The sequence below is a fragment of the Pseudoalteromonas sp. T1lg122 genome, from assembly GCF_002964825.1.
In the GTDB taxonomy this organism is placed as follows: domain Bacteria; phylum Pseudomonadota; class Gammaproteobacteria; order Enterobacterales; family Alteromonadaceae; genus Pseudoalteromonas; species Pseudoalteromonas gelatinilytica.
Genome location: NZ_PQCG01000007.1, coordinates 737215 through 758302, shown reverse-complemented (window position 1 = coordinate 758302; position 21088 = coordinate 737215). Strand labels below are relative to the sequence as shown.

Genomic DNA, 21088 nt, shown 5'->3' with positions numbered 1-21088 from the left:
AATAATTCAGTTGATCTACTGATTTTTGTTTATATAATGCGCGCAAACCACCCGTTCATATTATGTACTATTTAAAGGTAAACCATGAAAAAACAATTAGTGATGCTTTCTCTTGCATGTATCTCATTTGGCTCATTAGCAAGCAACCCGCACTACTTTTCAGCTGATAACCGTATCGAATCAAAGTTATGTAGCTTAAGTGCGAACGAAGGGTTTACCGCTGCACGTAAAGAAGCAGCAAAACACGGCATTTCAATGTCACGTTTTTCACAAAGCATTTTATGTAACGGCACAGATATCCGTGAAATTGCTAAAAAAGCACAATCACAAGAAGCAGCAACAAAAGCAGCTGTTGAAGTGTTTGCTAAAAATGAGCAAAAAGAAACTCAGCTTTGTATTACTGCACTTAAGCAAGGTTTAACACCTGTGCGTGAAAAAATTGGTAACTTAAATACCTTAAAATGTAATGGCGAAGCAGTAACAGATTTCGTTAAGCGTTACCAAAACGCAGCTATCTAATCGCGACATTTTAGCGATTTGTAAAAAGCGCTCATCGGAGCGCTTTTTTTATGAAAAAATTACAGAAATCCATGAAAAGCTTTCTAAATCATAGGCTTAACCAAAACTTAACTTAGTTGTAAGTGCTTGATTTTAGTCAATAAGGCATTTTGGCATTCAACTTGAAATAGTCTAACTGAATCTAATCGACTACAAGGAAATGTCTTATGAACAAGTTAACTTTAGCATCAACAATTTTAGCAGCATTAAGCCTATCAGCATGTTCTGCAAGTAACTCTTTAGCAAAAATCGACAGCGATTTTGGCAGCCTAGATAACGACCATGATGGTTATATCTCGAAAGTAGAAGCAGATGACGATGCAATTTGGGAGCATTTCTCAAACATCGATACCAACATGGATGAGCAAATTAGCCGTACAGAATTTAACGCCTACATGCAGTTAAATACAGGCAAAGTGGCAACAGATAGCGAGGTGTCTGAATCAGCATTTAAAGCAGAAATCGCTAAGTTTGACCCGATCGAAAGTGACTTTAAATCGTTAGACAACGATAAAAATGGTTACATCTCTATTGAAGAAGCGGATGACGACGACATCGCAAATCATTTTGGCTACATGGATAGCAACAAAGATAAGCGTGTAAGTCGCACCGAGTTCATTAGCTACATTAGCAAATATGGCAGCGATGTGGCAGAAGATGATGCCCTTGAAATGGTCAAAAAGAGCTAATTTCAATATTCATTCATAAAAATCCCCCAAAGCCAGTGTTTTACACTGGCTTTTTTACAATAATTTTTCCAACCTTGGCTGACTTCTGTCATAATAGTGCGTTAGTGATTTAAAATGACCTTTAGTAGCAATGGCCACAAAACGTATCAGTGATGAACAGTTAGTCGAGATCATAGAAGCCGCGATTTTTGTTGCTGGAAAACCTGTGTCTAAACGTCATTTAAAAGAGACAGTATTAGCTGATTTAAGCGTATCTATGCCACGCATTAATAATGCAATCGAACAGATTCAAACGCATTATCAAACCCGAGGCATCAAGCTTGTTGCAGTTGGCAGCGGTTACAGGTTTCAGGCCTGTGCCAGTTTAGCCCCTTGGCTGGCAAACTTATGGCAAGAACGCGCACCTAAATACTCAAGAGCACTACTAGAAACTTTATCCTTGATTGCCTACAGACAACCTATTACCCGTGGTGAAATTGAACAAGTGCGGGGTGTGACTGTTGGCTCAGGGATTATTAAAACCTTAATAGAAAGAGAGTGGATTAGGGTTGTTGGCCATAAAGAAGTGCCAGGGCGCCCAGCGTTGTATGCTACAACATCCGCTTTCTTAGATTATTTTTCATTAGCTGGTTTAGATGAATTACCGCCGTTACCTGAACTTCAGGAGAGTAAAATCAACCAGTTATTGAGCGATCCTTCTGTGAGAGAACTATCTGAATGAGTAATGTAGAAACTGAAAAGTTACAAAAAGTATTAGCCCGTGCTGGCGTGGGTTCACGTCGTGAAATGGAAAAATACATCGATGCCAATCGCGTGAGCGTGAATGGTAAAGTGGCCCGTTTAGGCGACCGCGTAGAAGCAACCGATGTAATTCGTGTTGATGGTCACGTGGTGAAAATCGAAGACAAAGCCGACCGAATTTGTCGTGTGCTTATGTATAACAAACCAGAAGGTGAGTTATGTACGCGTAAAGACCCTGAAGGTCGTCGTACTGTATTTGACCGCCTACCACGTGTCGATGGCGAGCGCTGGATTGCAGTTGGCCGACTAGATATTAATACCGCAGGTTTAATGCTGTTTACTAACGATGGCGAGCTTGCCAACCGTTTAATGCACCCAAGCTACGAAGTAGAGCGTGAGTACTCTGCTCGCGTATTTGGTGAAGTGACAAACGAAACGCTGCGCACTTTAACAAAAGGTGTTGAGCTTGATGATGGTCCTGCGAAATTCTTAAACATCAAACCTATGGGTGGTGAAGGTATCAACCGTTGGTTTAATGTGACTTTAACAGAAGGTCGTAACCGCGAAGTTCGTCGTTTATGGCAATCACAAGATGTTGAAGTATCGCGTCTTATCCGTATTCGTTACGGTAAGTTAGAGCTTGATAAGCGTTTGCCACAAGGTGGTTGGGCTGAGCTTGATTTAGACACGGTTAACTATTTACGTAAAACAGTACAACTTGGCCGCGAAACGCAAACTAAGCTGTCGGTTATTCCTGAAAAGCGTAAAGATAAACGTGCTAAAATTAACCAAATCCGTAAAGCGGTTAAAAAGCACAATCAACGTGCTAAACAAACTAAGCGTCGTTAAAAACTATATTCAAACTTGTTTGCAGGTAGAGCTCTTCACTTGCAAACAGGCATAAAAAAGCAGCGATATCGCTGCTTTTTTTATTTCGATTCACAATGCTTATTAAGCATTTTCAACCGCTGTACGTGGGTCAACATATTCCATGTTGAAAGCTTCAGCTACTTCTTTATAAGTAACTTGGCCTTTGATCACGTTTAAGCCTTTTAAGAAATGTGCATCGTCAAGAAGCGCTTTCTTGTAGCCTTTGTTAGCAAGGTTGATGATAAACGGTAACGTTGCGTTGTTAAGTGCGAACGTAGAAGTACGTGGAACAGCACCTGGCATGTTAGCAACACAGTAGTGAACAACGTCATCAACGATGTAAGTTGGATCAGCGTGAGTAGTCGCTTTAGAAGTTGCGATACAACCACCTTGGTCGATTGCAACGTCAACGATTGCAGAACCAGGTTTCATTGCTTTGATGTGCTCAGCAGTTACTAGTTTAGGCGCTGCAGCACCTGGGATTAGTACGCCACCGATCACAAGGTCAGCTTCTAGTACGTGTTTTTCTAACGCGTCAGCAGTTGAGTAAAGTGCTTTAACTTTATTACCAAACTGTGCGTCTAAAGCACGTAATACATCGATGTTACGATCAAGAACAACAACGTCTGCGCCTAGGCCAACAGCCATTTGCGCTGCGCTACGACCAACCATGCCGCCGCCGATAACAACAACTTTAGCTGGCTCAACACCTGGTACACCACCAAGTAACATACCACGGCCGTGGTTAGATTTTTCTAATGCTTGTGCACCAGCTTGAATAGACATACGACCAGCAACTTCACTCATAGGAGCAAGAAGAGGTAAACCGCCACGTGCATCAGTTACTGTTTCGTAAGCGATACAGATAGCGCCACTTTTCACTAGGTCTTCAGTTTGTGGAAGATCCGGTGCTAAGTGAAGGTAAGTAAATAGAATTTGGTCTTCGCGTAACATTGCACGCTCAACAGCTTGTGGCTCTTTCACTTTTACGATCATTTCAGCTTTAGCAAAAACTTCTGCCGCTGTTGATAAAATTTCAGCACCTGCTGCTACATAATCTTCGTTTGTGAAGCCAATGCCCATACCAGCATCAGTTTCAACAAATACTTGGTGGCCATGGTTTACTAGTTCACGAACACTCGCAGGAACCATACCTACACGGTATTCATGGTTTTTAATTTCTTTAGGTACACCAATAATCATAGTTTTTCGCCTTAATAGAACGGGGTAAAATTTTTGACTATTATATTCATGACCTGCCAGTGTGTCTCACCTTTTTTAAGTGGTATTCTAGTGATATACTCTGAAAATTAATATATAACAGTTTAAAACTCTGGTTTGCCATATGCACCAATTACTCGACAGGATAGACCGTAAAATTTTAATGGAATTACAGCTCGATGGTCGGATCTCTAATGTAGAGCTCGCGCGGCGTGTAGGCCTAAGCGCCACCCCATGTTTAGAGCGGGTTAAAAAGCTTGAAAGAGAAGGTTATATACTTGGATACAAAGCGGTAGTAGACCCTGCTAAGCTCGGTCAAGGATTATCCGTGTATGTAGAAGTCACTATCACGAAAACCTCGCCAGATGTGTTCGAAGAGTTTAACGCTGCAGTTAAAAAACACGACGAAATAATCGAATGTCACTTAGTGTCGGGAAATTTCGACTTTTTATTAAAAACGCGGGTAAATGATATGTCTGAATATCGCAATGTACTGGGTGATATTCTGCTAAAACTACCCAACGTCAGTGAAAGCCGAACTTATGTGGTAATGGAAGAAGTAAAAGGTGAACAAGGGGTCATTATTCGCCCATATATCGCCTAAACTGTTAAAATACACATTGAGTAACAAAAACTTGTTCATTATCAGTCCATCAAGGTTAAGATAAAGTGCATCAAACGGCATTTCCTGCTAAGGTATTTCACTGCTAATCGATAAGTAAAGAATAATAAGGAATAGGGAGCTATGCGCCTAAATGGTGTTCAAGACTGTTAGAAACAGGGCTAATCATCAGCACCTTTGCTGCAGTATTTATTTTATGTGCATTAATCAGTTTTGATCCTGCCGACCCTTCATGGTCGCAAACCGGTGAATTTGTTAATGTTAAGAATATTACCGGCACAGCGGGAGCTTGGGTTGCAGATATCCTATTACTCACTTTTGGCTGGCTTGCTTATTTAGTGCCTGTTGCTATTCAGTTGTTTGGTTATTTACTGTTTAAACAGCCACACCGTATTTTTCAGCTTGATTACACCACACTTGCCTTACGTGTAATTGGCTTTGCGCTGTTTATTACTTCAGCGACAGCCATCAGCAGCATTAATTTTGATGATATTTATAATTTTTCATCCGGTGGGGTAGTGGGAGATGTCATCGCTACAGCCATGATGCCGACCTTTAATTTTACCGGAACCTCTATTTTATTACTGTGCTTTTTCTTTGCAGGTTTAACCTTATTAACCGGTATTTCGTGGGTACAATTTGTCGATTTTGTTGGCAAATGGGTGATGAAAACATTCTACTTTTTGCGTGAGCAATTTTCTGCCTGGATGCACCGCGAGAAAGAAGCCGTCAAAGACGTTACGACCACAGAGCCTGATGCAAACTTTGTCGAGCCAGAAAACGAACCTGCAATTGGTTTTAAAGATGCTGAAAAAGATGAGCCAAAGCAGACTAAAACACAGCAGAAGCCTGCTGAAAAAGCCAATGATGGCTTCCAAGGTTTTGATGAACTAGACGATATTCTTGACCAAGAAATTGGTTTTAGTGCCCTTGATGATGAATCTTTCGATACAGTATCAGCACTTAATGCGCTTGATCAAAGCCCCGTTTTAGAACCAGAGAAACCAGTTACAACGGTTGTTTCGCCTGCGCGCCCAATGCCTAAACCAAAACCAGCGTATCAGCCACCGCCAACGGCAAAAGAAAAGTTTGAAGCCTTACTTGAAGAGCAACCGCCAGCAAATCCGTTGCCGTCGCTTGATTTATTAGACCGCCCTGACAAAGCTAAAAACCCGTTATCACAAGAAGAGCTTGATGGTATTTCGCGTTTAGTTGAAACAAAACTACTTGATTTTAATATTCAAGCTGCGGTGGTTGGGGTTTACCCGGGGCCGGTTGTAACGCGTTTTGAGCTTGATTTAGCGCCGGGTATTAAAGTGGCCAAAATCACAGGTTTATCAAAAGATTTAGCGCGTTCACTGTCTGCGGTGAGTGTCCGTGTGGTAGAGGTAATTCCGGGTAAAACCTATGTGGGTATAGAACTACCAAACAAACACCGTGAAATCGTGCGCTTAAGTGAAGTTATTAACGCGCCTAAGTTTGAATCAAACCCATCACCACTAACTATGGTATTAGGTAAAGACATTGCTGGCGAGCCAGTATGTGCTGACCTTGGCAAAATGCCACATTTACTTGTTGCGGGTACCACAGGTTCAGGTAAGTCAGTGGGCGTTAATGTAATGATATTAAGCTTACTGTACAAATCGGGCCCTGATGATGTTCGTATGATCATGATCGACCCGAAAATGCTTGAACTTTCTGTGTACGAAGGCATCCCACATTTATTATGTGAAGTTGTTACCGACATGAAAGAAGCAGCCAATGCATTGCGTTGGTGTGTAGGCGAAATGGAACGTCGTTATAAGCTGATGTCGGCACTTGGTGTGCGTAACTTAAAAGGTTACAACCAAAAAGTGTTGGATGCCAAAGAAGCGGGTCAACCGATTCTAGATCCACTGTTTAAAGACACCAACGGCATGGCCGATGGCCCAGCAGAGCTAGATAAACTGCCAAGTATTGTGGTGGTCATTGACGAATTTGCCGACATGATGATGATCGTGGGTAAAAAAGTGGAAGAGCTTATTGCACGCATCGCGCAAAAAGCCCGTGCAGCAGGTATTCACTTAGTGCTAGCAACACAGCGCCCATCGGTTGACGTAATTACTGGTTTGATTAAAGCGAATATTCCAACCCGTATGGCGTTCCAAGTTTCAAGTAAAATTGACTCGCGTACCATTTTAGATCAGCAAGGCGCTGAAAACTTGCTTGGTATGGGTGACATGCTTTACTTACCGCCGGGTACCAGTGTACCAGTGCGTGTGCATGGCGCGTTTGTTGACGACCACGAAGTTCATGCGGTTGTAGACGATTGGAAAAAACGCGGCAAACCAAATTATATTGATGAAATTTTAAGTGGCGATGCCACAGAAGAAATTTTACTACCAGGAGAAACCAGTGAAGACGGTGATGAAGAGTCAGATCCGCTTTACGATGAAGCAGTATCATTTGTAATTGAAACCGGCAAAGTATCGGTATCGAGTGTACAGCGTAAGCTTCGTGTAGGTTACAACCGCGCAGCACGCTTAGTTGAACAAATGGAAACATCAGGCATTGTTAGCGCACCAGGTCACAACGGTGCCCGCGAAGTCTTAGTGCCAAATGGTGGAGCAAATTAATGAAAAAAATTAAATACCTAGCCCTAATTGTGGGTTGTTTATTAAGCGGTCAAAGTTTTGCAGACGACAGCGAAGCGTTGCAACAACAGCTGGCTGCGATTAAAAGTTTTAAAGCACAGTTCTCACAGCAAGTGACCGATTCACAAGGTGAAGCTATCATGCAAGGTGAGGGGAATATTGCCCTTCAGCAGCCTATGATGATCCGTTGGCAACAGCAAAGCCCAGACGATACCTTGTTTGTATCAAATGGCGATAAAACGTATTACTTCGACAGCTTTGCTGAGCAAGTAACGATTATGAATACTCACAGCCTGATTGATTCAACACCGTTTGTATTGTTAACCTCAAAAGATCCAGAGCAGTGGGCTAAATACCAAGTTGTGGCAACCGATGCTGGCTTTAGTGTCACGCCAAACAAAGGCGTTGAGAGCCAAGTTGAAAAGTTAGACATTCGCTTTAACGCTAAAGAGCAAGGCCTCGCATCACTAACGGTATTAGATACCTCAGGTCAGCAGTCTTTATTTACCTTTAAAGATGCCAAGGTAAACGAAGCACTGGCGGCTCAAACCTTTGAATTTACTATTCCTGAGGGCGTTGAAGTTGACGACCAAAGCCAAGGTGATTAAGGCTTGAGTAACCTCGGATTTAATTTTGGTCCTGATGTGCGCCCACTTGCGGCGCGCATGCGACCTGAAACACTTAATGACTACATTGGTCAGCAGCACCTTTTAAACCCCGATAAACCTCTTTACCAAGCGATTCTTGCAGGCCGATGCCACAGTCTTATTTTGTGGGGGCCGCCAGGTGTTGGTAAAACCACCTTAGCGCAGATTATTGCAAACCATGCCGATGCCAGCCTTATTCAAATGTCTGCGGTTACAGCAGGTGTTAAAGACATTCGTGAGGCAGTAAGCGAAGCAAAAACAAACCTTGCCGGGCGAGGGCAACGCACCTTATTGTTTGTCGATGAAGTGCACCGCTTTAATAAATCTCAGCAAGATGCATTCTTACCACATATCGAAGACGGCACCTTTATTTTCGTAGGCGCAACCACCGAAAACCCATCATTCGCACTTAATAATGCGATTCTGTCTCGTGCTCGTGTGTATGTTTTAAAAGCGCTTGAACAAGCCGACTTATTTACCGTCATTGAACGCGCTTTACGTGAAGACGTAGAGCTTAGTCAAAAACACATAGACATTGCCGATAACGCTAAACAAGCGCTTTGCCAAGCAAGTGATGGCGATGCACGTAAAGTGCTGAATCTGTTAGAACAAGCGGTTGATTTAACTACGGAGCAGCAGGGCAAATACCTTGTTGATCAACATGTTTTAAGCCAAGTACTGCCAACTCACTTAGCCAAGTACGACAAAGGTGGTGATGAGTTTTATGACTTGATTTCAGCGTTTCATAAGTCAGTGCGAGGTAGTTCACCTGATGGCGCTTTATATTGGTATTGCCGTATTTTAGCAGGGGGTGGCGACCCACTTTATGTGGCTCGGCGTTTATTAGCGATTGCTACAGAAGATATTGGCAATGCTGACCCGCGAGCAATGGAAGTGGCACTCAACGCGTGGGATATTTTTCAACGTGTTGGCCCAAGTGAAGGTGAGCGCGCTATCGCACAAGCCACCATTTACTTAGCCAGTGCCCCGAAAAGTAATGCCGTGTATATGGCGTTTAATCAAGCGCTGCAAGATGCTAAAAATGAGCCGAGTTATCCGGTGCCTGAGCATTTACGTAATGCGCCAACCAACTTAATGAAAGACTTGGGTTATGGCGCTGAATATCGTTATGCGCACAATGAAGAAGGGGCATTTGCGGCTGGCGAAAAGTATTTCCCTGAGGCAATTAATGATCGCCAGTATTACTTCCCAACTGACCGTGGGCTTGAACAAAAAATAAAACAAAAGCTGGACTATTTAAGCCAGCGCAACGAGCAAAGTGATATTAAACGCTATGAATAGCTTGAAACTTTATATGATGATTGCAATGGGGGGCGCTTCAGGGGCGTGTTTACGCTATTTTCTTAGCGAAACCATGTTAAAACTGCTCGGTAGGGGATTCCCTTTTGGCACGTTGACAGTTAATATTCTTGGTTCATTGTTAATGGGCATTTTATACGGCTTGATTGAAAAAGAAATAATCGCTGTTAGCCCCGCTAAAACCTTAATTGGTATTGGCTTTTTAGGTGCATTGACCACCTTTTCAACATTCTCAATGGATTCGTTGTTGCTCTTGCAACAAGGTCACTTTTTTAAAATGGCCCTCAATATCACCCTAAACGTGGTGGTGTGTATATTTATGGCTTGGCTGGGCCTTCAGCTGGTAATGCAAAAAGGTTAAAAATCAAACATGTTAGATTCTAAATATTTACGTCAAGATATCGAACAAGCGGCTGCACGTTTAGCAACTCGCGGTTTCGAACTTGATATTGCAGCGGTAACTGCACTTGAAGAAAAACGCAAAACATTACAAGTACAAACGCAAGAACTTCAAAGCGAGCGTAATGCAAGTTCCAAAGCTATCGGCCAAGCAAAAGCGAAAGGCGAGCACGAAAAAGCACAACAGCTGCTTGATTCAGTAAGTAACCTTGGTGATCAACTAGACAGCGTTAAAGCTGAGCAAGACGCAGTACTTGAAGAGCTTAAGCAAATTGCACTTGCTATTCCAAACTTACCTGATGAGTCAGTACCAGTAGGTGAAGATGAAGACCAAAACGTTGAAATTTCAACCTGGGGTACGCCTAAGTCATACGACTTTGAAGTAAAAGATCACGTAGATGTTGGTCAAGACGTAAACGGCCTAGACTTTGAAATGGGCGTTAAAATCAGTGGTGCACGCTTTACTGTTATGCGTGGTCAAGTTGCACGTATGCACCGTGCTCTTACGCAGTTTATGCTTGATACGCACACAGACAAAAACGGCTATACAGAAATGTATGTGCCTTACCTTGTTAATAGCGCAAGCTTATACGGTACAAGCCAATTACCTAAATTTGCTGGTGACTTATTCCACACATTAGGTTTAGTTGATGACGACGGTCAGCAACAACCAGGTTTTAGCTTAATTCCTACAGCTGAAGTACCGCTTACGAACAGTGCTCGTGACGAAATTTACGACGAAAGCGACTTACCAATTCGATTAACAGCACATACACCTTGTTTCCGTAGTGAAGCGGGTAGCTATGGCCGTGATACACGTGGTCTTATTCGTCAGCACCAATTCGACAAAGTTGAATTAGTACAACTAGTAAAACCAGAAGATTCAATGCAAGCGCTAGAAGAGCTAACAGGTCACGCTGAGCAAATCTTACAAGCATTAGAACTTCCATACCGTAAAGTGATTTTATGTACGGGTGATATGGGCTTTGGCGCAGCAAAAACTTACGATTTAGAAGTATGGTTACCTGCACAAAACACTTATCGTGAAATCTCATCATGTTCTAACATGGTTGATTTCCAAGCACGTCGTATGCAAGCGCGTTTCCGTCGCCAAGGCGAGAAAAAGCCAGAGCTACTTCATACACTAAATGGTTCAGGTTTAGCGGTTGGTCGAACCCTTGTAGCAATCTTAGAGAACTACCAACAAGCTGACGGCTCGATTGTTGTACCTGAAGTATTACGCCCTTACATGGGTGGCTTAGAAGTTATTAAATAACATTTAAGTTCATAACGTTTAAAAACCGTATTTGTGTAAGCAAATACGGTTTTTTTATGCCTAGCAATAATAATTAATTGCGGTATACAGTAATTTTAGTAGACTGAAAAACGTACAATAAATTTTATTAGTACTCAATCACAATACACGAAGGACTGCTGTTATGAAAAAACTACTCGCCGTAGCATCCGCTGCTTTGTATTTAGCAAGCTCGGTCGCTTTTGCTAAAGACAAACCTAATATTTTAATCATATTCCCCGACGATGTTGGCTGGCAAAACGTTAGTGCTTATGGACTAGGTACCATGGGTTACAAAACGCCAAACATCGATAAACTCGCCCATGAAGGCACAATGTTTACCGATCATTATGCGCAGCCATCTTGTACTGCAGGGCGCGCTGCACTTATCACAGGCCAATATCCAATTCGTAGCGGCATGACAACGGTAGGCCGACCAGGCGCAGAGCTTGGTTTAAAAGCGGGTTCTTATACGCTTGCTGAGGTTTTAAAAGAGCAGGGTTATGCAACAGGGCAATTTGGTAAAAACCACTTAGGTGATCGCAACGAGCACCTACCTACAGTTCATGGCTTTGATGAATTTTTCGGAAATTTATATCACTTAAATACGCAAGAAGAATTCGAGCAACGTGATTATCCAAAAGACCCTGAATTTTTCAAAAAGTATGGTACGCGAGGTGTTTTACATACTTACGCCACAAATGTAGATGATAAAACAGTGGACCCACGTTTTGGGAAAGTGGGTAAACAAAAAATTGAAGATACCGGCCAACTTTCTCGTGAGCGAATGAAAAATGTCGATAAAGAGTTTATGACTGCGAGTCTGGATTTTATTAAACGAGCTCAAAAAGCTGATAAACCTTTCTTCGTTTGGTTTAACCCAAGCCGCATGCATATGTACACGCGTTTAAGTGATGAAAGCCGTTATTTAGCTGAAGAGTACACCACAGAGCATGATTTATATGGTAGTGGCTTGATTGAGCATGATCAACAAGTCGGTGAGTTGATGGCTGCGCTCGAAGAGATGGGCGCCCTAGATAACACCATTGTGATTTATTCTACTGATAATGGCCCTGAGCACAGTGCACGATTACATGGCGGTACAACACCCTTCCGCGGTGAAAAAATGACAACTTACGAGGGCGGCGTACGCGTTCCTATGATTGTTCGCTGGCCAGGTAAAGTTCCAGCAAATACCGTATTAAATGGCATTCAGTCACACATGGATATTTATACAACCCTTGCAGCAGCAGCGGGTGAACCAAATATCGTGAAAAAAGCCCTTAAAGAACACAAGCAACCAATTGATGGCGTAAATAACTTAGATTACTGGTTAGGTAAAACGGACGAGAGTGCGCGTGATAGCTTTCTGTATTATTACGAATCGAGCATTAAAGCTGTGCGTTACAAACAGTGGAAACTTCATTTCGAAACGAGCGAAAACTATTACGCTCAGTACGAAAAACAAAAGTTCCCGATTATCTATAACTTACGCATGGACCCGTTTGAAAGCTTTGATGGCTTAACTGACCGTTCAGACATAGTGCAAGCTAAGCAATGGCTAAATGAGCCTGTGCAACACTTACTTGGTGAGCATATTCAGTCATTATCAAAATATCCACCACTACAAAAAGCGGCTAGCTTCGACTTTAGTCAGTTAATGGAACAGTTGATGTCTGGTAAGCAGTAACAATCAATAAAGCGATTCATTGAGTTTTAATTTAATCAAAGCCGCATAGGGAAGCTAATATACAACTATGCGGCTTTTTTATTTTTGAACTAGTACAACTAAAAGAATTTGAAATAGGTTTTAACTAATCGTTTGGTGATTTTAATTCTAAATTTCCAATCTTTATATTCTTCCACTTGGGTTTAACCGTTTCGATTTGACCACTTTTGATTAATTCTTTGATGTAGTTATCTTTACCAGAGTTAGATGTAGTCATGTATTTTGCAACCCATTGTCCATGTTCTATCACCCACATATCTGCATTTGTTAATTCGTTACTCTCTTCAATTGCAATAAACTCAGGCTTGGTATCATCATCTAAATCTATTGCAATTAAGTAATAATCTTTCGTTTGATAAATAGACCACTCATATTGTGTTTCTCTTTCGTAAAAACTCTTTACGAGATCGGCAGGTATACTTTCCTTGCTTGGCCAGTAAGTTATCAAACTTTCAAAGTTGGTAAATGATCTGTTTTTGTTGGCAAGTTTATGATTTATATACATACGTTGAATAATTGCAATGTGCTCTTTAGGTAGAGTCTTTGATTCATTAATGAGTGTTTGCAGTTTTAAGTAGCCCTGACGACCTAGTGCATACCCAAAATAATAATAATCAAACTCTTCGAAATTGACTTTACCTTCATCTAAACGAGCGATTTGGCTATTCGCAGAGATTTGCTGAAAATTTAAAACAGGGGAGTTTACTAATAGCATAAGAGTGAGAACAATAAAGCCCATTGCAATGTTTACTGAGCCTAGAGTTTCTAACCATGCGTCTCTTTTTTTTATAATGCCTATCAAGTAACCAAAGGAGAAGCTAGTAAGAACAGACCAGACTAAAATAGCCCAACATCTATCAACAGTTAAGCCATATTGTTCGATTCTAAGCCAAAGTCCGTAAGCAGAAATTAGACTGTAAATGGGTAGTAGCGCAACACCTATAAAAATAAGGCGGTGAATAAGTAGACTATAGGGCTTATGCCCTGATCCGTACTGATATACCGCATTTACGCAGAAAAGAGTAAGCGCTTGTAACCACAAAATCAATAAACTACCAGAACCGGTTTTCCATAAAGAACTCAATCCAGTAAAAGGCAGGGTAACTAAAAACCCTAAAGAGATAACTGTAAGCGTAGGCAGCATAAAGTTAAGTAAAGTTTGTAGCATCGTAGAAACAGTTTCGACGGTATGTATTATTTTTCTAAAAATGAAGACCGCAAAGCCAAATGCAATATTAAGTACAGGAATGACAAACCAATCTTTTTCTAAAAGCTCCTTGAAAAAATTAATTTCAAGCACCGCAAATAAACTAGCACCTAAATTTAAAATTCCCCAAAGTGCTCCAATGAATAGGCAGCTAAAAGAGAAAACAATGAAGTTTTGCCAAGAGAGCTCAACTAACGAGCTGTAACTAAATTTCTTATTATCGATGTATTGTTGTACATACATAAGTACTTTAAAACAGGCAATTAAAGCTGTAAAAATAAACACTGAAATAATATTGCTATTGTTTATAAATGCTTTTGGTTCTTGTTGAAAGCCTACATAAGCACCTAAAAGGGATAAAGTAATTGAGAATGGCAGTAAAAAAATTTTATTGTATCTTTTAAATTTGTCTTGGTAATACATAGAGAAACTAAAAGAGGAAAGCTTATAAAAAAAGTTACTAATGAAAATAACCAAACAGGGCTTGTTCCGGGCCAAAATTCATGTTCAGCACTACGATAAAGCAACGTAAGAACTATACTTTGAATAAGTGAGAACGAAATTATAAGGCGTTTGGGTAAGTGAGTATCCATAGTTTTCTTTATTATAAGTTTTTAAAAATGTGCATTTTCGAGTACATCAGAGACAAATTTTGCTGCCTCGCTATATGTTCTACCACCCAAGTTTCCGTGGCTACCTTCGGGTGACCAGCTACCAACAACACCAATGACAGGATCATCGTCGCCAAAGCTCATTGTCTTCTCGTAAGTATAAAACTTAAACCCATCGTTAGATTTTAATATTAAAACAAAAAAACAGTTTGCCATGGCAATTGGTTTTGGGAATTTAATTAACACAGCGTCTTCTAACACTTCACTACTAATGCCGTTTGCATATTCAATCGAGATAATATCTGTTGCTACTGTTTTTAAATGACTCAAGTCACCTTTTAACAGGTCATCATAAAATTTCCCCTCTGTTGTAAAAGTCCATTCGGGGAGAATTTTATGTTGAAAGAAATAAATCTTTTGAGACTTAGGTACTTCTGTGGTTTGCAGCGGTTTTGTTGATAAGTCTTGCTCGGGAGTAGAATTACAACCACACAGAAAAACAATAAAAAATAGTAAATATACTTTCAAAATAACTCCTTTTAATAAGCTGTACGTCAAAGGCTTAAGTTTATTGTTTGTTACTGGAAAATTAATTTTTATTAAGCTGTTCCCATATTTCCACTACAAACATCTAAAGTAAACAGGTAATTGAAGTAACTGAAAATATTTAACTAAATTCAGATTATTAGGCAATGAAACTCAATAATACAGTGCATGTATTGCAACAGTAGAGCAGCACATTGGCTATTTTCAACAAGGACTTGCTCAAGAATATAGATAATGTCGTTGATATATTTCTATTCGCCTGCGAGCCACTGCGCCACCAAGGTGAGTATGACTTTGCAAATAGCGACTTACCAAAACGCATTAAAGAACTTGGCCTTAAAATGAGCACCGCTTCAGAGCATTGGCACGCACCACCGGTAGATGCCTTGTTCGTTCACAGAAAACTAGCAGGCCTGTTTTTAATCGCCGTAAAGCTAGGCGCAAAAGTGAATGTGAACAGTATTTTTAAGGAGTTTGAAGTACAGATGGATAAATAATTGAAAGGAGTTTGGGGTAACTTATTTTTGCCCCAGGATGAACGACGAGCGCATTTTCTGAATATCTTTAAGTACTAATAGAAAAATTAGAGTTGGCGATGCTTTAAGTTATTTGTTACTAATAGACTTATTTATACATGCGCGTAACATCGGCAGAAAGATACGGGACGAGCGCACTATAAAATTGTTATGTGCTAGGAGGTTTCCGTTGCGTGTCGCTTTGCTTTTGATGTTGATTATTCTTTTCGGATGCTCAGAGCAACAAAATATTGATATTCAAGCAATCAAAGAGGCGAAAGACGCGTGGAATGTAAAAATTGGCGCCCAACTTCAAGCATCTACTGACTATTCTGATTTAGAAGTTTGGCTAAATGCTCATGCTATGAAAAATGATATGCAAAAAAACTTTGGTGGTGATTCAAATTCAGCCGAATTAGAGAGATTAAAAAGCAAGATAGTCCCTAATTGCTATACCAGTTTGTTTTTGCGCTTTGCAGTGAATGATTCATCCCAAGTGGCAAGTCATAAAATTAGTGCTACTCAAGTATGTAGGTATAAATAAAGCACATAAAAACGCATCAATGAATGGACGCCTAAAGCTTGGCTAGCGCTCATTCCTCGCTAATTTTAGCAAGCTTAATCCGCTCATTATGCGGGCTTTGGCTCTAATAGGTCGGTGATGGATATACCAATTGAAGATGAATTAAAATCTAATTGTATTGAGATAGTTAACCAAGACTACTCAACTCATCAATGGCTTGAAATAGAGTCGAGCGATATGTTTCAGTCTCCATCGTTTGTTGGTGGCTTTGACGCTGATGAAGTGGAGTTTTGCTTTAGTTATTTCGATGAGAATCGCACTGAATTTTGGTTTCAGTTTACTTTAGACCAAGCAAAGTCAATTTCAAAAGGTGAAAGCGTTAAGTTGTCAGGTTTAAAACCTGAATAAAAACACATAACAAGTGCCCAAACCAAAGGACGCAAAACAGCAGGCTTGTGCTTCTTCGTCGCCAATTTTAGCCTGCTATTTTGTGCCGTTTACGGCAAGCGTTATATTGCAAGGGGAGCTATGCGTAATCTAATCATTATTTTAGTCGCTTCGGCACTAATATCTTGCGTTGGAATTCCTGCTGAAATTTTAAAATCCAAATCAGCTGAGTATCAATTTCCTATTCTGCCTAGTACCGAAAGTACAATCGTATATCTAATATCTCCGGTTGCATACCAAGATCCGAGTGCGTACCAACAAGTAAAAGTTAACGGCATTAATAGTAAGCTATATTTTGGATCCTACAGTTCAATTACATTAGCCGAAGATGCAACTATACAATATCGCTTCAATCACCATTCAACCTTGGTTGATGCTGGTCAATGGAATCAACTAAAAGTAGCAGCTAATAAAAATGAGCTATTTTATGTATTAAAGAATGGTTTATTTACTCAAGTATCAAAAGAGCAAGCTGTCGCTCAAATTGTAACCATTGAATATTGGTATTGTGAATATAAACCAAAGCCTTGTGAGCCAATGGTTTACAATGCAATATAACAATCGCACTAAGGGTGGACGCAAAAAGCTTGGCTGACGCTAATTTTAGCTAAGCATTATCTCCCTATTATGCGGGCTTTAGAGTGTAAGGAGTAAAAGTTTGGATTTTAAGGATGAATTAAGACCATTGATAAGCCTTGAAGCTGCCAAATGGATTAAACATTTGAGAGTTAACGAAGAGTACTCTTTCCGTGGTGTTGCAGAGGAGTGTGCAATTAAATGGAATAAAAATTGGGGTTCCAATCAAATATTAGGGGAGGATTTGTGTGCTGTTGCAATTGAAGTATTAGGCGATGAGCCGCAAAAAGATGGCTGGTTGTAAATAGCACACTAACAAGGCACTTAAGCGGGTGAGTTAACAGTTGGATGGTTTCACTGCCGGCAACAGTTTTAACCAACTATAAATGTCCACAAGTAGAGTGTTCCCGAAAAATCCTCTAAAGATCTATTTTCATAGATAGTTAAACATTAGGTTGGCTTAAAATAAGAGTTAATTGATTTCCATACTGTGTAGTATGCGCATTTTCTTTTTCTGAATATCTTTAGTATCAATAAAAAATTAGAATTGGCAATGCATTACGTTATTTGTTAAAAATAGATTTATTAATACATGAGCGTGACATCAGCAGAATGATGCGCGACGCGCGCACTATAAAATTGTTAGGGCACTATGAGATTCCTCACCATATTTTTAATCGTCGCTATTGCAGGCTGCTCTTCTAGCCTGAAAGTCATAGATGATGCTGACTCCGGTGAAGGTATTGTAATAATGAGCCGAAATGCAGAGATAATATTGGCAAAAGTAGTCTCATATCCTTCTAGAAGTTATTCATTTTATTTGGAAGAAATTAATAAGTTTTCGGGTAAATATTGTGGCAGCAATTATGAAGTTACTCTGAGAGATGACATGATTGTTGTCATTAGCTACGAATGTCGGTCTGGTGGTTGCGGAGAGACACCAAATCAAGCATATGTTTTTGAAATAACATGCCCTAACAAGGCCTTAAAGTTGGATTCGTAACAGTTGGCTCGGTTCCGCTTCGCTTCACAGTTTAGCCAACTATTAATCACCTCTTAAGGCGGCGTTATATGCCTATAGGAGCTAGATGAAACTTCTGTTGAAAATTGCCTTATCAGTTCTCACTTTACTGGTCGTGCTTTATTGGTCTAGCTTCTTTATTTTACCTGCTATCACAATCGTGAATTATTCGGGTGCAACCATATCTCAAGCGGAAATTGATTTACCAAATAGCCACTTAGATTTTGGTGCAATTTCTAACGGTGCAAGCAATACCCTTCATTATTCTCTGGCGCAACAGCAAGAGGGTGTATACAACTATACATTTATCACTGCAAATTCGGTTGCAAATCACGGTAGTTGCGGATACGTTACTAACAACGAAATAAATAAACGTGTTGTTATTTCAGTGCACAAAGACAATCGTGTCACATGCAATTAGGCATATAACAAAGGACGCAAAATAGCAGGCTTGCGCTCCTACGTCGCTAATTTTAGCCTGCTATTTTGCGGCGGTTAGGCAAGCGTTGCTGTTACCCGAATATTTTAGGAAAGGATTTATTATGAGAGTTGGCTTTTTATTAATACCGTTAATTGTAAGTGGTTGTGCAGGCTTACCTAAGTATAAAGCTCCTCTAGCAAACCAGCCTACAGCGACACTAAAAATAAATCATGATTTCAATGCGCCTTTTCTTGGTTACTCTACATTTGTAAATGTTCACTCAGAAGAGGAATCATGTGGAAAATCGTTTGGTGCGGAAAGTGCAGCTCAATTAGTTATTTTGGATGACAGTAATCCTTTAATTTCGCCATTAAATCCAGATGGCGTAAATCTTGTTGCTGATAAAAAATACACCTTCATGATTATGTCTGTTGCAGGCATGAGCAATTGTACAACTTACGCTTCATTCAAGCCAAAAGCAGAGCAGAATTATGAAATAAACGTGTCGGGTAAGTTAGGTGCTTATGACTCATACTGTAAAGCTGAATTAGTCCGTATTGATGGAAAATCAAAAGAAGCTTCACCTATGCAATTCGATTATTATGGTAATTGCAGAGAATCGAATAACTAACACATAACAAGGCACTCAAGCAACGACGCAGCAGAGCTTATCGTTATGTTTTAATGGAGGAGTGGTGGACTTAGGAAACTGGGATAGCGCAATTATCAAAAGCCTGTCATGGGTAGCCTTAGGAATAATCGTAATAACTTCGGTTATGGCTTCACTATCTACAACCGCTAGTGATATTGCTGACTTATTTGTATCAAGTTTACTTTTTCTAGGTGTCTATTTACTTGTATCCTTGGTCGGGTGGCTATGTGTCGGCTTTCCTGTTCATTGGGTAATTTGTAAATATGCAAATGCTTCCTTCAAGATCTATATGGTAGTTAGTATTCTAGTAAGCTTAACGTTGTATTTTGTTCAAAGTCAGGATTCTGTATTATTTGCGCTGACTGCATTGTCCCAAGCAATGATATTTAGGTTCTATGTGTATAAGAAAACCTAACAAGCTGTTTAAGCATGGGACTGCTAAAGCTTGGTTCGATTTCGCTACCTTTGCATTTTAGCCAAACATTAATCAGCCCCTAACTGGGTGTTACCAAGGCCTTTCTTTTATAGAGCCGTCCTTCGTCTGTACACAATTGCTTTTCTATTTCGTCAAAGAATATAGCTTTTATAGTCAGGAAAACGATCCTATAGCTCGTTCTTGTCCTAAGAAAAAGCTAAAGCTCCTGCATTTTAGTAGTATTGGCAATTACTTAAGAAGTTTGTTACAAATGAGTCATTCAGAAAAGCGAGCGATACTGTGGTAGAAAAACACCCGATTTGCTCGCTATAAACATGTTAGGTTTTTAATGGACACCGAGCAATATATTCAGAAATTGTTTGACGACTCTGGTTGGTATGAAGGAAGAAATGTAAAAGTACAAACTAATATTTTGGATTTATTTAAGCCAGCATACAAAAACGCAATAAGAGTTCTAAAAGAATACGGAGGTCTAACCGTAGGTGAAGTCGCTCCAGGTCGAGACTTTTCAGCGAGTGAAATTTGTTTTTACTCTAAAACTTTTGATTTAGGCAAAGAGTTTGATAAATATTGGACTAACATAAATAGCCTCTTCTCTGTTGCCTCAGCTCATCGAGATCACATGCAAATAGTTGTCGATGAATTTAATAACTTTTATATCTTTACAGATCCAGATGAGCAATTATATTTCGGTGGCTCGTTTCAAGATACAGTTAACAAAGTCTTACTTGGTATAAATTACCGAAATGCGCTAAGCAAAACCTAATTAAGTAATTATGAAAAGGACGCAAAACGCTTGGCTTGCGCTCCTTCGTTTCTAATTTTAGCCAAGCTTTATCCGCCCTCTATGCGGCGTTAGGGTTACAATCAGACAATGAAGTGGACTGAGCCTTGGGTTAAATCAATCCAAAAGCAAGAAAGATATAGCCTCATTTCAAAAGGGGTGTTAATCAGCTGCCTTATTTGGACGTTGTTTTTCGTTATTTTGGCAGTTGTAAGTCTGTTGACTAAAGATGACTTTATCAATCATCTGGTTAAAACTATTTGGATTGCGCCTGCAGGAGGTTTCATTTTAGCTTGGGGCATGTATACGATCAGGTGGCTGTCACCAGTGAAAATTGATTCCGGCCCCAAAGGTCTTATTAGAATCAAAGCAGATAATATAACTTCGATACCTTGGGAGCTGATATCTTCGTATACTTTTATTGTTGACGGCATAGTTTTTAAGTTTACAGATGATAGTGAAATTACATTTTTATTACCGAAAGATATAGATCGAGATTTAATAGCAAAAGAACTTGAAGCACACTCAATCAAAAAAGGTGCTTTATAACCTTAACAAGGTAATTAAATCGAACAGAAAACATCAGGCCGTGTACGCTCTAAATTGTAGCCTGCTATTTTGTTCCG

23 protein-coding genes are annotated in these 21088 nt (G+C 40.1%); 20 read left to right on the top strand and 3 right to left on the bottom strand.

The features are described 5' to 3' along the window. Positions 1–84: 84 nt before the first annotated feature. The 4 genes from C2M33_RS08950 (at position 85) to rluB (ending at position 2837) form a co-directional block, all read left to right on the top strand. Positions 85–519, top strand: coding sequence for a hypothetical protein (locus C2M33_RS08950; RefSeq protein ID WP_063704641.1), 435 nt, complete (start codon positions 85–87; stop codon positions 517–519). Between the two features lie 206 nt (positions 520–725). Then, the gene (locus C2M33_RS08945; RefSeq protein ID WP_063704643.1) at positions 726–1247 is read left to right on the top strand and encodes an EF-hand domain-containing protein; all 522 of its coding nucleotides are present in this window, start codon (positions 726–728) and stop codon (positions 1245–1247) included. Between the two features lie 130 nt (positions 1248–1377). Beyond that, positions 1378–1968, top strand: coding sequence for an SMC-Scp complex subunit ScpB (gene scpB, locus C2M33_RS08940; RefSeq protein ID WP_105174307.1), 591 nt, complete (start codon positions 1378–1380; stop codon positions 1966–1968). Beyond that, positions 1965–2837 carry a 23S rRNA pseudouridine(2605) synthase RluB gene (rluB, locus tag C2M33_RS08935; RefSeq protein ID WP_063704647.1) on the top strand — a complete coding sequence of 291 codons (873 nt, stop codon included), beginning with the start codon at positions 1965–1967 and terminating at the stop codon, positions 2835–2837. Before scpB ends, rluB begins: the two co-directional genes overlap by 4 nt. Before the next feature lie 102 nt (positions 2838–2939). On the opposite strand, the gene ald is transcribed toward rluB, so the two are convergent. Further along, positions 2940–4061 carry an alanine dehydrogenase gene (gene ald, locus C2M33_RS08930; RefSeq protein ID WP_063704649.1) on the bottom strand — a complete coding sequence of 374 codons (1122 nt, stop codon included), beginning with the start codon at positions 4059–4061 and terminating at the stop codon, positions 2940–2942. Positions 4062–4203: 142 nt separating this feature from the next. Between ald and lrp the strand changes: the two genes are divergently transcribed. The 7 genes from lrp (at position 4204) to C2M33_RS08895 (ending at position 12684) form a co-directional block, all read left to right on the top strand. Further along, positions 4204–4683 carry a leucine-responsive transcriptional regulator Lrp gene (lrp, locus tag C2M33_RS08925; RefSeq protein WP_063704651.1) on the top strand — a complete coding sequence of 160 codons (480 nt, stop codon included), beginning with the start codon at positions 4204–4206 and terminating at the stop codon, positions 4681–4683. A gap of 131 nt (positions 4684–4814) precedes the next feature. Further along, positions 4815–7316 carry a DNA translocase FtsK 4TM domain-containing protein gene (locus C2M33_RS08920; protein ID WP_105174306.1) on the top strand — a complete coding sequence of 834 codons (2502 nt, stop codon included), beginning with the start codon at positions 4815–4817 and terminating at the stop codon, positions 7314–7316. Then, entirely contained in the window at positions 7316–7942 is a 627-nt protein-coding gene (gene lolA / locus C2M33_RS08915; RefSeq protein ID WP_063704654.1) for an outer membrane lipoprotein chaperone LolA, read from the top strand. Before C2M33_RS08920 ends, lolA begins: the two co-directional genes overlap by 1 nt. A gap of 3 nt (positions 7943–7945) precedes the next feature. Continuing rightward, positions 7946–9283 carry a replication-associated recombination protein A gene (locus C2M33_RS08910; protein WP_105174305.1) on the top strand — a complete coding sequence of 446 codons (1338 nt, stop codon included), beginning with the start codon at positions 7946–7948 and terminating at the stop codon, positions 9281–9283. Further along, on the top strand, positions 9276–9662 hold the full coding sequence (gene crcB / locus C2M33_RS08905) for a fluoride efflux transporter CrcB (protein ID WP_082389253.1): 387 nt from the start codon (positions 9276–9278) through the stop codon (positions 9660–9662). The genes C2M33_RS08910 and crcB overlap by 8 nt, the downstream gene beginning before the upstream one ends. 9 nt (positions 9663–9671) lie before the next feature. Next, the gene (serS, locus tag C2M33_RS08900; RefSeq protein ID WP_105174304.1) at positions 9672–10976 is read left to right on the top strand and encodes a serine--tRNA ligase; all 1305 of its coding nucleotides are present in this window, start codon (positions 9672–9674) and stop codon (positions 10974–10976) included. 163 nt (positions 10977–11139) lie between these two features. Further along, on the top strand, positions 11140–12684 hold the full coding sequence (locus C2M33_RS08895; protein ID WP_105174303.1) for an arylsulfatase: 1545 nt from the start codon (positions 11140–11142) through the stop codon (positions 12682–12684). A gap of 124 nt (positions 12685–12808) precedes the next feature. Here the strand turns inward: C2M33_RS08895 and C2M33_RS08890 are convergent, their stop codons facing one another. Continuing rightward, positions 12809–14353, bottom strand: coding sequence for a DUF4153 domain-containing protein (locus C2M33_RS08890; protein ID WP_233999133.1), 1545 nt, complete (start codon positions 14351–14353; stop codon positions 12809–12811). Positions 14354–14544: 191 nt separating this feature from the next. Beyond that, entirely contained in the window at positions 14545–15069 is a 525-nt protein-coding gene (locus tag C2M33_RS08885; protein WP_063704664.1) for a hypothetical protein, read from the bottom strand. Positions 15070–15302: 233 nt separating this feature from the next. Here C2M33_RS08885 and C2M33_RS08880 point away from each other — a divergent pair, with 233 nt between their 5' ends. The 9 genes from C2M33_RS08880 to C2M33_RS08830 all read left to right on the top strand — a co-directional run bounded on the left by C2M33_RS08880 (position 15303) and on the right by C2M33_RS08830 (position 21011). Beyond that, positions 15303–15584: a hypothetical protein gene (locus C2M33_RS08880; protein WP_105174302.1), complete on the top strand. Its 282-nt coding sequence runs from the start codon at positions 15303–15305 to the stop codon at positions 15582–15584. A gap of 208 nt (positions 15585–15792) precedes the next feature. Continuing rightward, complete coding sequence (locus tag C2M33_RS08875) at positions 15793–16146, top strand: hypothetical protein (RefSeq protein WP_138625615.1); 354 nt, start codon at positions 15793–15795, stop codon at positions 16144–16146. 117 nt (positions 16147–16263) lie between these two features. Beyond that, positions 16264–16533, top strand: coding sequence for a hypothetical protein (locus C2M33_RS08870; protein WP_105174301.1), 270 nt, complete (start codon positions 16264–16266; stop codon positions 16531–16533). A gap of 120 nt (positions 16534–16653) precedes the next feature. Continuing rightward, a complete protein-coding gene (locus tag C2M33_RS08865; RefSeq protein WP_105174300.1) occupies positions 16654–17130 on the top strand; it encodes a hypothetical protein in 477 nt (158 codons plus the stop codon). Positions 17131–17230: 100 nt separating this feature from the next. Continuing rightward, on the top strand, positions 17231–17452 hold the full coding sequence (locus C2M33_RS08860) for a hypothetical protein (protein ID WP_105174299.1): 222 nt from the start codon (positions 17231–17233) through the stop codon (positions 17450–17452). Positions 17453–18236: 784 nt separating this feature from the next. Next, positions 18237–18590: a hypothetical protein gene (locus tag C2M33_RS08850; protein WP_105174297.1), complete on the top strand. Its 354-nt coding sequence runs from the start codon at positions 18237–18239 to the stop codon at positions 18588–18590. A 121-nt stretch (positions 18591–18711) separates the two neighbouring features. Further along, complete coding sequence (locus C2M33_RS08845; protein WP_063704672.1) at positions 18712–19221, top strand: hypothetical protein; 510 nt, start codon at positions 18712–18714, stop codon at positions 19219–19221. A gap of 785 nt (positions 19222–20006) precedes the next feature. Continuing rightward, positions 20007–20444, top strand: coding sequence for an SUKH-3 domain-containing protein (locus tag C2M33_RS08835; protein WP_105174296.1), 438 nt, complete (start codon positions 20007–20009; stop codon positions 20442–20444). Between the two features lie 108 nt (positions 20445–20552). Then, a complete protein-coding gene (locus C2M33_RS08830; protein ID WP_105174295.1) occupies positions 20553–21011 on the top strand; it encodes a hypothetical protein in 459 nt (152 codons plus the stop codon). The last annotated feature ends 77 nt before the right edge of the window (positions 21012–21088 follow it).

Coding starts and splice junctions, on each gene's coding strand:
- C2M33_RS08850 (WP_105174297.1), top strand. CDS start 18,237: ATGAAACTTCTGTTGAAAATTGCCTTATCAGTTCTCACTTTACTGGTC.
- C2M33_RS08830 (WP_105174295.1), top strand. CDS start 20,553: ATGAAGTGGACTGAGCCTTGGGTTAAATCAATCCAAAAGCAAGAAAGA.
- C2M33_RS08945 (WP_063704643.1), top strand. CDS start 726: ATGAACAAGTTAACTTTAGCATCAACAATTTTAGCAGCATTAAGCCTA.
- C2M33_RS08890 (WP_233999133.1), bottom strand. CDS start 14,353: ATGTATTACCAAGACAAATTTAAAAGATACAATAAAATTTTTTTACTG.
- lrp (WP_063704651.1), top strand. CDS start 4,204: ATGCACCAATTACTCGACAGGATAGACCGTAAAATTTTAATGGAATTA.
- C2M33_RS08895 (WP_105174303.1), top strand. CDS start 11,140: ATGAAAAAACTACTCGCCGTAGCATCCGCTGCTTTGTATTTAGCAAGC.
- serS (WP_105174304.1), top strand. CDS start 9,672: ATGTTAGATTCTAAATATTTACGTCAAGATATCGAACAAGCGGCTGCA.
- rluB (WP_063704647.1), top strand. CDS start 1,965: ATGAGTAATGTAGAAACTGAAAAGTTACAAAAAGTATTAGCCCGTGCT.
- scpB (WP_105174307.1), top strand. CDS start 1,378: ATGGCCACAAAACGTATCAGTGATGAACAGTTAGTCGAGATCATAGAA.
- crcB (WP_082389253.1), top strand. CDS start 9,276: ATGAATAGCTTGAAACTTTATATGATGATTGCAATGGGGGGCGCTTCA.
- lolA (WP_063704654.1), top strand. CDS start 7,316: ATGAAAAAAATTAAATACCTAGCCCTAATTGTGGGTTGTTTATTAAGC.
- C2M33_RS08950 (WP_063704641.1), top strand. CDS start 85: ATGAAAAAACAATTAGTGATGCTTTCTCTTGCATGTATCTCATTTGGC.
- C2M33_RS08835 (WP_105174296.1), top strand. CDS start 20,007: ATGGACACCGAGCAATATATTCAGAAATTGTTTGACGACTCTGGTTGG.
- C2M33_RS08865 (WP_105174300.1), top strand. CDS start 16,654: ATGCGTAATCTAATCATTATTTTAGTCGCTTCGGCACTAATATCTTGC.
- C2M33_RS08870 (WP_105174301.1), top strand. CDS start 16,264: ATGGATATACCAATTGAAGATGAATTAAAATCTAATTGTATTGAGATA.
- ald (WP_063704649.1), bottom strand. CDS start 4,061: ATGATTATTGGTGTACCTAAAGAAATTAAAAACCATGAATACCGTGTA.
- C2M33_RS08845 (WP_063704672.1), top strand. CDS start 18,712: ATGAGAGTTGGCTTTTTATTAATACCGTTAATTGTAAGTGGTTGTGCA.